At 36.1% G+C, this 13,335-nt stretch carries 27 protein-coding genes; all 27 read left to right on the plus strand.

Annotated features, from left to right (window positions below; all coding sequences use genetic code 11):
* Window positions 1-168 precede the first annotated feature (168 nt).
* Window positions 169-420: a hypothetical protein gene (locus QGN23_RS11665; protein ID WP_282904468.1), complete on the plus strand. Its 252-nt coding sequence runs from the start codon at window positions 169-171 to the stop codon at window positions 418-420.
* Entirely contained in the window at window positions 392-1,228 is an 837-nt protein-coding gene (locus tag QGN23_RS11670) for a GLPGLI family protein (RefSeq protein WP_282904469.1), read from the plus strand. The genes QGN23_RS11665 and QGN23_RS11670 overlap by 29 nt, the downstream gene beginning before the upstream one ends.
* 296 nt (window positions 1,229-1,524) lie before the next feature.
* The gene (gene rplC / locus QGN23_RS11675) at window positions 1,525-2,151 is read left to right on the plus strand and encodes a 50S ribosomal protein L3 (RefSeq protein ID WP_282904470.1); all 627 of its coding nucleotides are present in this window, start codon (window positions 1,525-1,527) and stop codon (window positions 2,149-2,151) included.
* Entirely contained in the window at window positions 2,142-2,771 is a 630-nt protein-coding gene (gene rplD / locus QGN23_RS11680; RefSeq protein ID WP_282904471.1) for a 50S ribosomal protein L4, read from the plus strand. The genes rplC and rplD overlap by 10 nt, the downstream gene beginning before the upstream one ends.
* Window positions 2,772-2,774: 3 nt before the next feature.
* Window positions 2,775-3,065, plus strand: coding sequence for a 50S ribosomal protein L23 (rplW, locus tag QGN23_RS11685; protein WP_133439493.1), 291 nt, complete (start codon window positions 2,775-2,777; stop codon window positions 3,063-3,065).
* 66 nt (window positions 3,066-3,131) lie between these two features.
* Window positions 3,132-3,953: a 50S ribosomal protein L2 gene (gene rplB, locus QGN23_RS11690; protein WP_282904472.1), complete on the plus strand. Its 822-nt coding sequence runs from the start codon at window positions 3,132-3,134 to the stop codon at window positions 3,951-3,953.
* A 2-nt stretch (window positions 3,954-3,955) separates the two neighbouring features.
* The gene (gene rpsS / locus QGN23_RS11695; protein ID WP_039341565.1) at window positions 3,956-4,234 is read left to right on the plus strand and encodes a 30S ribosomal protein S19; all 279 of its coding nucleotides are present in this window, start codon (window positions 3,956-3,958) and stop codon (window positions 4,232-4,234) included.
* Window positions 4,235-4,236: 2 nt separating this feature from the next.
* On the plus strand, window positions 4,237-4,638 hold the full coding sequence (gene rplV, locus QGN23_RS11700) for a 50S ribosomal protein L22 (protein ID WP_125024494.1): 402 nt from the start codon (window positions 4,237-4,239) through the stop codon (window positions 4,636-4,638).
* Between the two features lie 7 nt (window positions 4,639-4,645).
* Window positions 4,646-5,389 (plus strand): 30S ribosomal protein S3, encoded by a 744-nt coding sequence (gene rpsC / locus QGN23_RS11705; RefSeq protein ID WP_133439496.1) that lies wholly within the window; start codon window positions 4,646-4,648, stop codon window positions 5,387-5,389.
* Between the two features lie 83 nt (window positions 5,390-5,472).
* A complete protein-coding gene (gene rplP / locus QGN23_RS11710; RefSeq protein ID WP_282904473.1) occupies window positions 5,473-5,898 on the plus strand; it encodes a 50S ribosomal protein L16 in 426 nt (141 codons plus the stop codon).
* Window positions 5,899-5,907: 9 nt separating this feature from the next.
* Entirely contained in the window at window positions 5,908-6,099 is a 192-nt protein-coding gene (gene rpmC, locus QGN23_RS11715) for a 50S ribosomal protein L29 (protein ID WP_282904474.1), read from the plus strand.
* A 10-nt stretch (window positions 6,100-6,109) separates the two neighbouring features.
* Window positions 6,110-6,367, plus strand: a complete 258-nt coding sequence (gene rpsQ, locus QGN23_RS11720) for a 30S ribosomal protein S17 (RefSeq protein WP_088263399.1) — start codon at window positions 6,110-6,112, stop codon at window positions 6,365-6,367.
* The gene (gene rplN / locus QGN23_RS11725) at window positions 6,367-6,735 is read left to right on the plus strand and encodes a 50S ribosomal protein L14 (protein ID WP_133439499.1); all 369 of its coding nucleotides are present in this window, start codon (window positions 6,367-6,369) and stop codon (window positions 6,733-6,735) included. The genes rpsQ and rplN overlap by 1 nt, the downstream gene beginning before the upstream one ends.
* A gap of 18 nt (window positions 6,736-6,753) precedes the next feature.
* Complete coding sequence (gene rplX, locus QGN23_RS11730) at window positions 6,754-7,080, plus strand: 50S ribosomal protein L24 (RefSeq protein ID WP_133439500.1); 327 nt, start codon at window positions 6,754-6,756, stop codon at window positions 7,078-7,080.
* 10 nt (window positions 7,081-7,090) lie between these two features.
* A complete protein-coding gene (rplE, locus tag QGN23_RS11735) occupies window positions 7,091-7,642 on the plus strand; it encodes a 50S ribosomal protein L5 (RefSeq protein ID WP_193811636.1) in 552 nt (183 codons plus the stop codon).
* A 1-nt stretch (window position 7,643) separates the two neighbouring features.
* Window positions 7,644-7,913 (plus strand): 30S ribosomal protein S14, encoded by a 270-nt coding sequence (gene rpsN / locus QGN23_RS11740; RefSeq protein ID WP_133439502.1) that lies wholly within the window; start codon window positions 7,644-7,646, stop codon window positions 7,911-7,913.
* A gap of 149 nt (window positions 7,914-8,062) precedes the next feature.
* Complete coding sequence (rpsH, locus tag QGN23_RS11745) at window positions 8,063-8,461, plus strand: 30S ribosomal protein S8 (RefSeq protein WP_282904475.1); 399 nt, start codon at window positions 8,063-8,065, stop codon at window positions 8,459-8,461.
* A 17-nt stretch (window positions 8,462-8,478) separates the two neighbouring features.
* Window positions 8,479-9,024: a 50S ribosomal protein L6 gene (gene rplF / locus QGN23_RS11750; protein WP_282904476.1), complete on the plus strand. Its 546-nt coding sequence runs from the start codon at window positions 8,479-8,481 to the stop codon at window positions 9,022-9,024.
* Between the two features lie 17 nt (window positions 9,025-9,041).
* Window positions 9,042-9,389, plus strand: coding sequence for a 50S ribosomal protein L18 (rplR, locus tag QGN23_RS11755; RefSeq protein ID WP_282904477.1), 348 nt, complete (start codon window positions 9,042-9,044; stop codon window positions 9,387-9,389).
* Window positions 9,390-9,407: 18 nt separating this feature from the next.
* Window positions 9,408-9,929, plus strand: coding sequence for a 30S ribosomal protein S5 (rpsE, locus tag QGN23_RS11760; RefSeq protein WP_282904478.1), 522 nt, complete (start codon window positions 9,408-9,410; stop codon window positions 9,927-9,929).
* A gap of 11 nt (window positions 9,930-9,940) precedes the next feature.
* A complete protein-coding gene (gene rpmD, locus QGN23_RS11765; protein ID WP_133439507.1) occupies window positions 9,941-10,117 on the plus strand; it encodes a 50S ribosomal protein L30 in 177 nt (58 codons plus the stop codon).
* Window positions 10,118-10,194: 77 nt separating this feature from the next.
* Window positions 10,195-10,641: a 50S ribosomal protein L15 gene (gene rplO / locus QGN23_RS11770; protein WP_282904479.1), complete on the plus strand. Its 447-nt coding sequence runs from the start codon at window positions 10,195-10,197 to the stop codon at window positions 10,639-10,641.
* An 8-nt stretch (window positions 10,642-10,649) separates the two neighbouring features.
* Window positions 10,650-12,032, plus strand: coding sequence for a preprotein translocase subunit SecY (gene secY / locus QGN23_RS11775; RefSeq protein ID WP_282904480.1), 1,383 nt, complete (start codon window positions 10,650-10,652; stop codon window positions 12,030-12,032).
* An 8-nt stretch (window positions 12,033-12,040) separates the two neighbouring features.
* On the plus strand, window positions 12,041-12,256 hold the full coding sequence (gene infA / locus QGN23_RS11780; protein ID WP_031503426.1) for a translation initiation factor IF-1: 216 nt from the start codon (window positions 12,041-12,043) through the stop codon (window positions 12,254-12,256).
* Window positions 12,257-12,399: 143 nt separating this feature from the next.
* Window positions 12,400-12,516: a 50S ribosomal protein L36 gene (gene rpmJ, locus QGN23_RS11785; protein ID WP_007839480.1), complete on the plus strand. Its 117-nt coding sequence runs from the start codon at window positions 12,400-12,402 to the stop codon at window positions 12,514-12,516.
* A gap of 9 nt (window positions 12,517-12,525) precedes the next feature.
* Window positions 12,526-12,903 carry a 30S ribosomal protein S13 gene (rpsM, locus tag QGN23_RS11790; protein ID WP_133439512.1) on the plus strand — a complete coding sequence of 126 codons (378 nt, stop codon included), beginning with the start codon at window positions 12,526-12,528 and terminating at the stop codon, window positions 12,901-12,903.
* A gap of 12 nt (window positions 12,904-12,915) precedes the next feature.
* A complete protein-coding gene (gene rpsK, locus QGN23_RS11795; RefSeq protein ID WP_027376638.1) occupies window positions 12,916-13,305 on the plus strand; it encodes a 30S ribosomal protein S11 in 390 nt (129 codons plus the stop codon).
* Window positions 13,306-13,335 lie beyond the last annotated feature (30 nt).

The following is a 13,335-nucleotide window of genomic DNA, read 5'->3' on the forward strand; positions in this document are numbered from 1 at the left end:
TATGAAAGGTTGAGGATGTTAATTGTAAATCTCATTTTGGCATATAGAATTTTGTAATTTACATTCATTATAAATTGTCACTTTCGCATTGTTTTAAGAAGAATATCTTGCAGAGGTTCAGTTTTAGCTTTATATTCGTGATACATTAACCAATAAAAACGATGTATTATGAAAAAACTGTTATTATTGGCAGCTTTCGGAGTTGCAGGAATGATGAGTGCGAGCAACACAGAAATTGCAAATGAGGGGACTACGATCGTGCTCGCTAGCCGCACTTGTGTTGGCGTAGAATCAGACTGCGGTGGAGGCGGAATCTGGTTCGCTTGTGGTGAAAAAAACTCCGATGGCGAATTAGATCATGAAGTAGTTGATGAAATGAGACAAAATTTAAATGAAGCATTTTGTGGATATGGAGAGTAGGAAATTTTTATTGTTTTTTCTCGTATTATTATGTTCAATTATTTATGGGCAGGAGTGTAACTCCTGCTTTAAATTTTATTACAGCTTCAGCAATCAATCTGATTCATTGGATATATATTCTAAAAGCAATCATGTTTTTGTTTTAATGAAAAAAAATGACAGTACTTTGTTTACAGATATTCAAAATAAAAAGGCGGATTCTTTAGAAGCAATAATTTGGGCAGATTATAAAAGAACTAAAAGCGGAACGATAAGTTATAAAGGTGTTCCGAATGCAAAATTCAAATATTATATCAGCAAAGATTTAGGTGTCCCGAAAAGCAATGTAAAGGTTTATGATAAAGTAGGAACGGCTAATTTTTTGTTTGAAGATCCCTCTGAATTAGAATGGGAACTAATCAATGAAAAAAAACAGATTGCAGGCTTCTCTTGTCAAAAAGCGCAGACTTTTGCTTTTGGTAGAAAATATATTGCATGGTTTACAACTGAGATTCCAATAAGTGATGGTCCTTATAAATTCAGAGGCTTGCCAGGACTCATTGTTGAAGTTTATGATGACAGGAAATATTTTTTATTTTCATTAATTAGATATCAAAAAAATGATACTGATGTAATGATGAAGATTCCGGAGTTACGGCGAAGGAATTTAATAACTACGACTAAAGAGAAATTCATTTCGGCTAAAAAAAACCATAGGGAAGGATTAATAGCAAGGATCAGAAGCGGACCTTTTGGTCAAGAAGTAAGTGCTGAACGAATAAAACAAATTCAAGATAATATGAAAAAGAACAATAATTATTTAGAGTAGTTTCTTTTGAAAAATTTGTAAATAATAAGATTCTCTACATTTGAGAAATCTTTTTTGATTCGTGTCAAGAAAAGGACAATGCGAAAAGAAAAAAGAAACGGAATATTTTCATACGATAAAATGATAAAAAATTGTAATATGTTAAAAATCAAAATATTTTACACTGTTATATTGTCAATTAAAATATTCTTCATACATTTGCACACTCAATTTAAGGAAGAAGTGCGCCTATTTCAAATATAGAAATCACCCAAACCTTGATTGATAAACGAGAACTTAATTAGATATATATAAACATGTCAGGTATTATTGGTAAAAAAATCGGGATGACATCGCTGTTTGACGAGGCTGGGAAGAATATTCCTTGTACCGTTATTCAAGCGGGTCCTTGCTCGGTTTTACAGGTCAGAACCATAGAAAAGGATGGGTACAAAGCTGCTCAACTTGGTTTCGATGACAAGAGTGAAAAGAACGTTGGTAAAGCGTTAGCCGGCCATTTCAAAAAGGCGGGTTCAACTCCTAAAGCTAAATTGGTAGAATTCTATCATGCTTTCGTAGAAAAGTTAAGCGTAGGAGATGAAGTGAAAGTGAACTTATTTGCTCAAGGCGAATATGTTGATGTAACAGGAACTTCAAAAGGTAAAGGTTTCCAAGGGGTTGTGAAAAGACACAATTTCCGTGGGGTAATGCAAGCGACTCATGGTCAGCACAACAGATTAAGAGCCCCAGGTTCTATTGGTGCAGGTTCCGACCCGTCAAGAGTATTCAAAGGAATGCGTATGGCAGGAAGAATGGGTGGTAAGCAAGTTACCGTACAAAACCTAGAAGTGTTAAGAGTAGATGAAGAACAAAATCTTTTAGTAGTAAAAGGTGCTGTTCCGGGAGCGAAAAATTCTTATGTAATTATCAGAAAATGGAACTAGTAGTATTAAATACATCAGGAAAAGAAACCGGAAGAAGTGTGTCTCTAGACGAAGCTATCTTCGGAATTGAGCCAAACCAGCACGCGGTTTACTTAGAGGTTAAGCAATATCTTGCTGCACAAAGACAAGGTACGCACAAATCAAAAGAAAGAAACGAAATCTCAGGATCAACTAAGAAACTTAAGAAACAAAAAGGTTCAGGTTCTGCAAGATACGGTAGTATCAAATCCCCAATTTTCAAAGGTGGAGGTAGAATTTTCGGTCCAAAACCAAGAGACTACAGATTCAAATTGAATAAGGCTTTGAAAAGATTAGCAAAAAAATCTGTTCTTTCGCAAAAAATGAGAGATAATTCAATCATAGTATTAGAAGCTTTCAATTTTGAAGCGCCTAAAACGAAAGAATTTATCAACTTGAACAACGCGTTAGGATTTGAAGGTAAAAAAGCTCTTTATATCTTACCGGAAGCGAACAAAAACGTTTATCTGTCTTCTAGAAACTTGGCGAAAACCAAAGTTTTAACTTATAACGAAATCAGTTCTTACGATTTAGTAAACGCTGGTGAGATCGTATTTTTAGAAGGTGCAATAGAGAAATTTCAAGAAAATTTAAGAAAATAAATCATGTCTATTATCATTAAACCAATCATCTCAGAAAAAGCAAACTATCTTACAGATTTGAGAGGACATTATTCTTTTTTAGTTAACCCTAAATCGAATAAAATCCAGATCAAAAAAGCGATAGAAGTTGCTTACGGTGTAAAAGTAGCAGACATTAGTACAATGATTTATGCGCCTAAAGTTTCTAGTAAACACACCAAAAAAGGATTACAAGTTGGAAAAACCAGCAAATTGAAAAAAGCAGTCGTGGCCCTTGCAGAAGGAGAAGTGATTGATATTTTTGCAACCAACTAAAAAAGCACAACGGGTTATCACCCTGTGACTTGAACAATAAAATTTTATTAATTATAAATAATTGTAATGTCTGTTAGAAAATTAAAACCTATCACCCCGGGACAGAGATTCAGAGTTGTAAACAACTTTGATGAAATTACTACCAACAAACCAGAGAAATCTCTAACAGTTGGTATAAGTAAGTCAGGTGGTCGTAACAATACTGGTAAAATGACCATGCGTTACACCGGAGGTGGACACAAACAAAAATACAGAATTATCGACTTCAAAAGAAACAAGTTTGATGTTGAAGCTACGGTAAAAACTGTTGAGTACGATCCAAACAGAACTGCTTTCATCGCTCTATTAGAATATGCAGACGGAGAGAAGAGATATATCATCGCTCCAACTGGTATCAAAGTAGATCAGAAAGTAATTTCCTCAGAAACCGCAGAACCAAATGTTGGTAATGCAATGAAGTTGAAAAACATTCCTTTGGGAACTGTTATTTCTTGTATCGAATTGAAACCTGGTCAAGGTGGAATTATGGCAAGAAGTGCAGGATCATCGGCACAGTTAACTTCAAGAGATAAAAAATACGTAATCATTAAATTACCTTCGGGAGAATCTAGAATGGTTCTTGGAGAATGTATGGCAATGGTTGGTGCAGTATCTAACCACGATCACATGCTTACCGTTTCCGGTAAAGCAGGTAGAAGCAGATGGTTGGGTAGAAGACCTAGAACGAGACCAGTAGTAATGAACCCTGTAGATCACCCAATGGGAGGTGGTGAAGGTAAATCTTCTGGAGGTCACCCAAGATCAAGAAATGGTATGCCTTCTAAAGGTTACAAAACCAGAAAGAAAAACAAAGCGTCTAACCGTCATATCATATCTAAAAGAAAATAATTATGTCAAGATCACTTAAAAAAGGACCTTTCATTCATCACACTTTAGATAAGAAGGTTCAGACAAATATAGAGTCTGGTAAGAAAACAGTAATCAAAACTTGGTCTAGAGCATCAATGATCTCTCCAGACTTCGTAGGGCAAACCATCGCAGTACACAACGGAAAATCTTTTATTCCTGTATATGTAACTGAGAATATGGTAGGTCATAAGTTAGGCGAATTTTCTCCGACAAGATCTTTTAGAGGTCACGGCGGTAACAAAAATAAAGGAGGTAGATAATCATGGGATCAAGAAAAAGAGAAAGTGCATTGGCACGTAAAATAGCAAATCAAGATGTAGCAAAAGCGTTACATAATGACTGCCCGTCTTCTCCAAGAAAAATGAGATTAGTAGCTGATATCATTAGAGGAGTAGAAGTAGATAAGGCGTTGAGTATCCTTAAATATTCCAAGAAAGATGCTTCAAATAAATTAGAGAAAGTACTTCTTTCGGCGATGGCTAACTGGCAATCAAAAAACGAAGGTGCTGATATCGAAGAAGCAAACTTAATCGTAAAAGAAATTATGGTTGACAGTGCAAGACAATTGAAGAGACTAAGACCAGCACCACAAGGTAGAGGTCATAGAATCAGAAAAAGATCAAACCACATCACTTTAATTTTAGGAACTAAAGATAATAAATAATCAAGGTATGGGACAGAAGACAAATCCAATTGGTAACAGATTAGGTATCATCAGAGGATGGGATTCAAACTGGTATGGTGGTAAAGATTATGGAGACAGAATCGCAGAAGACTACAAGATCAGAAGATACCTTGAGGCAAGATTATCTAAAGGTGGAATTTCAAAAATCTACATCGAGAGAACATTGAAATTAGTAACCATTACAATTACGACTGCTAGACCGGGATTAATTATCGGTAAAGGAGGACAGGAAGTTGATAAATTAAAAGAAGAATTAAAAAAATTGACGGATAAAGATATCCAGATCAATATCTTCGAAATCAAAAGACCTGAACTCGACGCAGTTTTAGTTGCAGACAGCATCGCAAAGCAAATCGAAAATAGAATTTCTTACAGAAGAGCTGTGAAAATGTCAATTCAAAGCACCATGAGAATGGGAGCAGAAGGAATCAAAGTACAGATCTCTGGAAGATTAAACGGAGCTGAGATGGCAAGAAGCGAATCTTTCAAAGAAGGAAGAATCCCATTGTCAACTTTTAGAGCAGATATCGATTACCATATCGGTGAAGCACTTACTCAGTACGGGAAACTAGGAGTGAAAGTTTGGATTATGAAAGGGGAAGTGTACGGTAAAAGAGACCTTAGCCCATTAGTAGGACAACAGAAAAAAGCACCTGCAGGAAGAGGAGATCGTAACGATCGTAATGATAGAGGAGACAGAGGCGATAGAAGACCAAGAGATAGAAAATAATTAATGAAATTTTGGAGGATACTTTTTAAATGACCGTTACTTTTTTAAAATCTAAAATCTAAAATCTAAAATTCCTAGAAATTATGTTACAACCAAGAAGAACCAAATTCCGTAAAGTTCACAAGATGAAAATGAAGGGGATTGCCCAAAGAGGCAGTCAACTTGCATACGGAACTTTCGGGATCAAAGCTAATGAAGGAGCTTGGATCACTGCAAGACAAATTGAAGCAGCGCGTATTGCTGCAACAAGATATATGAAAAGAGAAGGTCAGTTATGGATCAAAGTATTTCCAGACAAACCTATTACTAAAAAACCAGCCGAAGTAAGGATGGGGAAAGGTAAAGGTGCTGTGGAATATTGGGTATCTGTAGTGAAACCTGGTAAAATTATGTTTGAAGTAGGTGGCGTATCTTATGAAGTTGCAAAAGAAGCACTTCGTCTTGCCGCTCAGAAACTTCCTGTTACTACAAGATTTGTAGTTGCTAACGATTTTGTTCAACCTCAATAATTTATTAAAATGAAAAAAGCTGACATCAAAAATCTAAGCGCAGGAGACATTCAGAACAAACTAGTTGAAGTGAAAGCAGATTTCAATAAAATGAAATTATCGCACAGCATCAGCCCGATTGAAAATCCTATTCAAATCAAAGATTTGAGAAGAACAATCGCAAGACTGGAAACTGAATTAACACTAAAACAACAATCATAATTTTCCTTTTATCATGGATAGAAATTTAAGAAAAGAAAGAATCGGAATCGTTTCTAGCAATAAAATGGAAAAAACCATTGTTGTAAGTGAAACGACGAGAGTAAAACACCCGATGTACGGTAAATTCGTTTTGAAAACGAAAAAATATACCGCTCATGATGAGAACAACGAGTGTACTGAAGGCGATACAGTATTAATTACTGAAACAAGACCTTTAAGTAAAAGTAAGAGATGGAGATTAGTAAGAATCATTGAAAAAGCTAAGTAATGTTACAAACCGAATCAAGATTAAAAGTTGCTGATAACACAGGTGCAAAAGAAGTACTGGTTATTAGAGTTCTAGGAGGAACTAGAAGAAGATATGCTTCAGTTGGTGATAAGATCGTAGTTACTATCAAAGATTCTACACCACAAGGAACTGCAAAAAAAGGAACTATTTCTAAAGCAGTAGTGGTAAGAACAAAAAAAGCAGTAAGAAGAAAAGATGGTTCATACATCAAATTCGACGACAACGCTTGTGTTCTTTTAAACGCTACTGGTGAAATGAGAGGAACCAGAGTTTTCGGACCTGTGGCTCGTGAACTAAGAGACAAAGAATACATGAAAGTCATTTCATTAGCTCCTGAAGTACTTTAATTTTAAAATTTACAAAAAATGACAAAGTTAAAAATCAAAAGAGGAGATAACGTAATCATCACTACCGGAAAGAAAGAAATTAAAGGTAAAAAAGGTGAGGTTATAGAAGTGATCAGAAAAGAAGGCAAAGACGCAAGAGTAATTGTTGCAGGTTTAAATATTGTTAAAAAACATACTAAACCATCTGCAGGAAATCCACAAGGCGGAATTGTAGAAAAAGAAGCATCAATCCATATTTCAAATGTTATGTTGATCGACAAAAACGGTAAACCAACAAAAACAGGAAGTAAGGTAGAAGGTGATAAGAAAGTGAGAGTTGCTAAATCAACCGGTGAAACTTTATAATAAAACGACGATGGAATATATAGCAAGACCAAAACAAATATATAAAGAGAAAATTGTTCCTACAATGATGGAAGAATTTGGGTACAAATCTGTAATGCAGGTTCCTAAATTATTGAAAATCGTTGTGTCACAAGGTTTGGGTGCAGCAACAGCTGACAAGAAAATTGTTGATTACGGAATCGAAGAACTTACAGCAATCACTGGTCAAAAAGCAGTTGGAACTCTTTCTAAGAAAGATGAGGCAGCTTTCAAATTAAGAAAAGGAATGCCTGTAGGTGCTAGAGTTACTTTAAGAGCAAATCAAATGTATGAGTTCTTAGACCGATTAACTTCTTCAGCTTTACCACGTATCCGTGATTTTAACGGTATCAAAGCAGATGGTTTCGACGGTAGAGGAAATTACAACTTAGGGATTACTGAGCAAATCATCTTCCCAGAGATTGCAATTGACAAAGTAAAAAAAATCCAGGGGATGGACATTACTTTTGTAACTTCTGCGAAAACTGACAAAGAAGCTAAATCACTATTAACGCATTTCGGTATGCCTTTCAAAAAGAACTAAGATGGCTAAAGAATCAATGAAAGCGCGTGAGCGCAAAAGAGAAGCTACGGTAGCTAAATATGCAGAGAAAAGAAAAGCTTTGAAAGAAGCTGGAGATTATCTTGGCTTACAAAAATTACCAAAAGATGCTTCGCCAGTAAGACTACACAACAGATGTAAATTAACTGGAAGACCAAGAGGTTACATGAGAACATTCGGTCTTTCAAGAGTAACTTTCAGAGAAATGGCCAACAACGGTCTTATCCCGGGAGTGAAAAAAGCAAGTTGGTAATAATTTAGAACAATCAAGATGATCAAGTTGATTATTAGATAAAAGAAAAAAGAATAAAGAGAAAGGGTTTTAATCTTGGCTCTTTGTTCTTGGCTCTTGGCTCTCTTTTCAAAACTGCTCATCACAAACCAATAATTTAAAATAGAAAAATGGTAACAGATCCAATTTCAGATTTCCTAACCAGAGTAAGGAACGCACAAAGCGCAGGCCACAAAGTGGTGGATATTCCTGCATCGAAAATCAAAAAGGAGATTACAAAAATTTTGTTTGATCAAGGTTATATTTTGAACTACAAGTTCGAAGATAACGCTGTTCAGGGAAACATCAAAATCGCTTTAAAGTACGACAAAACAACCAACAGACCTATCATCAAAAGCATCCAAAGAGCTTCAAGACCAGGTTTGAGACAATACAAAGGATCAGGTGAACTGCCAAGAGTATTGAACGGTTTGGGAATTGCAATTATCTCAACTTCGAGAGGAGTAATGACCGATAAAAAAGCACGTCAGGAAAAAGTGGGTGGAGAAGTAATCTGCTATGTTTATTAATTAATAATCAAAGGAAAATGTCAAGAATTGGTAAATCAATTATAGAAATTCCCGCTAATGTTACCGTAACCGAGAAAGACGGATTGGTAACTGTGAAAGGACCGAAAGGAGAACTTACACAGCAATTAGAGCAGGGAATCACTCTAAAGCAAGAAGACGGGATTCTAACTTTAGATCGTCCGTCGGAATCTAAACAACATAAAGCATTACACGGTCTTTACAGAGCGTTAATCAATAATATGGTTCTTGGAACTGCCGAAGGGTGGACCAAAAAACTGGAATTGGTAGGAGTAGGATACAGAGCATCTAATCAAGGAAACAGATTAGATTTAGCTTTAGGATTCTCACACGGGATCGTACTGGATCTTCCGAAAGAAATCGTGGTAGAAACGTTATCTGAAAAAGGTAAAAACCCTATCATCACTTTAACATCATTTGACAAACAATTATTAGGAATGGTTGCTGCAAAGATCAGATCTTTCAGAAAACCAGAACCATATAAAGGAAAAGGTGTTAGATTCGTTGGAGAAATTGTAAGACGTAAAGCTGGTAAATCTGCTTAATTTTAAAACTTAAGAACATGGCACTAAGCAAAGTACAAAAAAGAAATAGAATTAAAAGAAGAGTAAGAGGGAAAATCTCTGGCTCTGCTGAATTACCAAGATTATCAGTTTACAAAAGCAATAAAGAAATTTACGCGCAGTTGATCGACGATAAAGATGGTAAAACTTTAGCCTCAGCTTCATCAAGAGCGCTGAATGCAAAAGGAAACAAAACAGAAATCTCTGCAGAGGTAGGTAAAGCAATCGCTGAAAAAGCTAAAGCTGCAGGAATTGAAAAAATAGTGTTCGACAGAAACGGATTCGTATATCATGGTAGAGTGAAAGCTTTAGCTGATGGTGCGAGAGAAGGCGGACTAAAATTCTAATCATTAAATTTCGGAAATATGTTAGGACTAGATAATATAGAAAAAATCAAACCGGGAGGATTAGAACTTAAAGATCGTCTCGTTTCAGTAAACAGAGTTACGAAAGTAACCAAAGGAGGTAGAGCTTTCGGATTTTCTGCAATCGTGGTTGTAGGAGACGAAGCTGGGACTGTAGGATTCGGTTTAGGAAAATCTAAAGAAGTTGCTTCGGCTATTGCAAAAGCAGTAGAAGATGCGAAGAAAAATTTAGTGAAAATTCCTATGAAAGATCATACAATTCCTCACCAAACATCCGCAAGATATGGTGGTGCAGATATCTTCTTGAGACCTGCAACTCATGGTACCGGTGTAATCGCTGGTGGTACAGTTCGTATGGTATTGGAATCTGCTGGTATTAAAGATATTCTTTCTAAATCTAAAGGTTCATCTAACCCACATAACGTAGTAAAGGCAACTTTCAAAGCGTTATTGGATATTAGAAAACCTGAGGAAATCGCAAGATTAAGAGGTATTTCATTAAATAAAGTGTTTAACGGTTAATAAGTAAAGCAATGGCAAAAATTCAAATCAAACAAGTAAGAAGCGCTATTGGTAGAACCAAAACTCAAAAGAGAACGCTTGAAGCATTAGGATTGAAAAAACTTCACCAAGTGGTAGAACATGACGATACTCCTGCAATTCTAGGAATGGTAGCGGCAGTAGGTCACTTATTAGAAGTACAAAAATAGAAAATTGACAAAGAGACCAAGAGACTTGATAATGATAGTCTCTTATCTCTAATCTTTAAATCTCAAATCTAAAAATAATGAATTTAAATAATATTAGACCTGCAGCAGGTTCTACTCACAGTACGAAAAGAATCGGAAGAGGACAAGGTAGTGGAAAAGGTGGTACAGCTGGGAAAGGTCACAATGGTCAGCAAGCAAGAGCTGGTTATTCTCAGAAAATTGGTTTCGAAGGTGGACAAATGCCTTTGCAAAGAAGATTACCGAAATTCGGTTTCACCAACATCAATAGAAAAGAGTATAGAGGAATTAATATTGATACCCTGCAACTTTTAGCGGATACCAAAAATATCACAGAAATTACGCAAGAGGTATTAGTAGAAAATGGTTTAGCTAAAAAAAGCGAAATCGTGAAAATTATGGGTAGAGGAGAGTTGAAAGCTGGTATTTCAATTTCTGCGCACAAATTCACTAAATCTGCAGAAGAAGCAATTGCTAAAGCAGGAGGTAAAGCAATTACTCTATAATTTTTACAATGAAAGAATTTATACAAACACTAAAAAACATTTGGAGTCTTAAGGAACTAAGAGAAAAAATACTTTTTACTCTTGGAATTGTCCTAGTGTATAGATTCGCATCTTATATTTCCTTACCGGCCATTAACATGGCAGAGGTAGGGAATCTTTTGGATATTTACAAAAACCAGGGAGGCAACAAGCAAGGAGCAGGACTTCTTGGCTTGCTTTCTTCGTTTACAGGTGGGGCATTCAGTAGAGCGTCGATTATGGCACTCGGTATTATGCCTTATATTTCTGCTTCCATTATTGTGCAGTTAATGGGTATGGCAATTCCGTACCTTCAGAAATTGCAGAAAGATGGCGAAAGTGGTAGAAATACCTTAAACCAAATTACAAGATGGTTAACTATTGCAGTTTGTTTGGTACAGGCACCTTCTTACCTTACTTCAATCACTCAGATGTTCTTGCCGCACGCACAGTTTGCTTCTGCTTACTATGTAAATCCGCAGTCCATTATGTTCTGGTTGCCTAGTATCGTAATTTTGGTCGCTGGTTCTGTATTCGCGATGTGGTTAGGAGAAAAGATTACCGATAAAGGAATCGGAAACGGAATATCTATCCTTATTATGGTTGGTATTCTTGCTGATTTCCCAGGTGCTTTCATTCAGGAAGTTGCAACTCAAACAGGTAAAGGTGGTTTTGGTACCATTATGATCCTTATTGAAATTCTCTTCTGGATGTTGGTTGTCCTTTTAGCAATCGTTCTTTCGGTCGCAGTTCGCAAAATTCCTATTCAATATGTAAGTAGAGCGCAAGCAAGAGGTGGGGTAAACAAAAATTTAATGCAAGGTGCAAGACAATGGATTCCTTTAAAAGTAAATGCTTCTGGAGTAATGCCAATCATCTTTGCGCAGGCACTAATGTTTGTTCCTGGATTGTTGACGAAAGTTGATGAGACAAACACCTTCTTAGCAGGATTCAAAAATGTATTTAGTTGGCAGTACAATGTATTGTTTGCGTTATTAATTATCATCTTCTCATTTTTCTATACCGCAATTACAATTCCGGTGAATCAAATGGCTGATGATTTAAAAAGAAATGGTGGACTGATTCCGAAGGTAAGACCCGGGAAAGAAACCGCTGATTATCTGGATGATATTTTGTCAAAAATAACCTTGCCAGGTTCTATCTTTTTAGCTATCTTTGCAATCCTTCCAGCACTTGTGCATGGAGCGTTTGTTCAGACCGATCGTTTTGCCCTGTTTTTCGGGGGTACATCACTTTTGATTATGGTCGGGGTGATCTTAGACACTGTACAGCAAATCAATACGTATTTGTTGAATCATCATTATGATGGCTTAATGCAGTCTAAATTATCTAGAACGAACAATAATTTGTAATTAGATAAATGGCAAAACAAAAACATATTGAACAAGACGGCGTTATTACGGAAGCACTTTCGAACGCCCAATTTCGTGTTGAGCTAGAAAATGGTCACGTACTTATCGCGCACATTTCTGGTAAAATGCGGATGCATTATATTAAACTTCTCCCTGGCGACAAGGTGAAGTTAGAATTATCTCCTTATGATTTATCAAAAGGAAGAATAACCTTCAGATATTAATTTCAGCTAAAACTGAATTTAAGTATATAAAGAGAACTTCAATAGAATTGAAGAATTATATTGAAGTTCTAAATTTAAACAAAATGGGAATGATTCCGTAAGATCTCATTTAACCGTTGTAAAATTAACAAAGTAAGTAACGAATGAAAGTTAGAGCATCTATCAAAAAAAGAAGTGCTGATTGCAAGATCGTTCGCCGAAAAGGCGTTCTGTTTGTAATCAACAAGAAGAACCCAAAATTTAAACAAAGACAAGGCTAAAATTAAATTATGGCGAGAATTTCCGGTATTGATTTACCAAAAAACAAAAGAGGCGTTATCGGTTTAACTTATATCTATGGTGTTGGAAGAAGTACTTCTTCTGAGATCTTGAAAGCAGCCGGCATCAGCGAAGACAAGAAAGTCAACGAATGGAATGACGATGAATTGGCATTAATCAGAAACTACATCACTGAAAACATCAAAGTGGAAGGTGAATTGCGTTCTGAAACACAACTAAACATCAAGCGATTGATGGATATTGGTTGCCAACGAGGAATACGTCACAGACTGGGATTACCTTTAAGAGGACAAAGAACAAAGAATAATTCTAGAACCCGAAAAGGAAAGAGAAAAACTGTTGCTAACAAGAAAAAAGCAAGTAAATAATCGGTAAGAATTATGGCAAAACAGACAAAAGCAGTTAAGAAAAGAAAAGTAAAAGTTGAAGCAATTGGTGAAGCACACATCCAGGCGACTTTCAACAATATTATCATTTCTTTAACAAATAAAAGTGGAGAAGTAATCTCATGGGCATCTGCCGGAAAAATGGGATTCAGAGGTTCAAAGAAGAATACTCCTTTTGCAGCGCAAATGGCTGCGGAAAATTGCTCAACAGTAGCACACGATGCTGGACTACGCAGAGTAAAGGTTTACGTGAAAGGTCCTGGAGCAGGTAGAGAATCTGCGATCAGAACCATCCACAATTCAGGAATTGAAGTTAGTGAAATCGTTGATGTGACTCCAATGCCACATAATGGTTGTAGACCACCAAAAAGAAGAAGAGTATAATCTATTATTTTATGTTTTAGCTTTAAATAA

This window comes from Chryseobacterium gotjawalense (genome assembly GCF_030012525.1).
Taxonomy (GTDB): domain Bacteria; phylum Bacteroidota; class Bacteroidia; order Flavobacteriales; family Weeksellaceae; genus Kaistella; species Kaistella gotjawalense.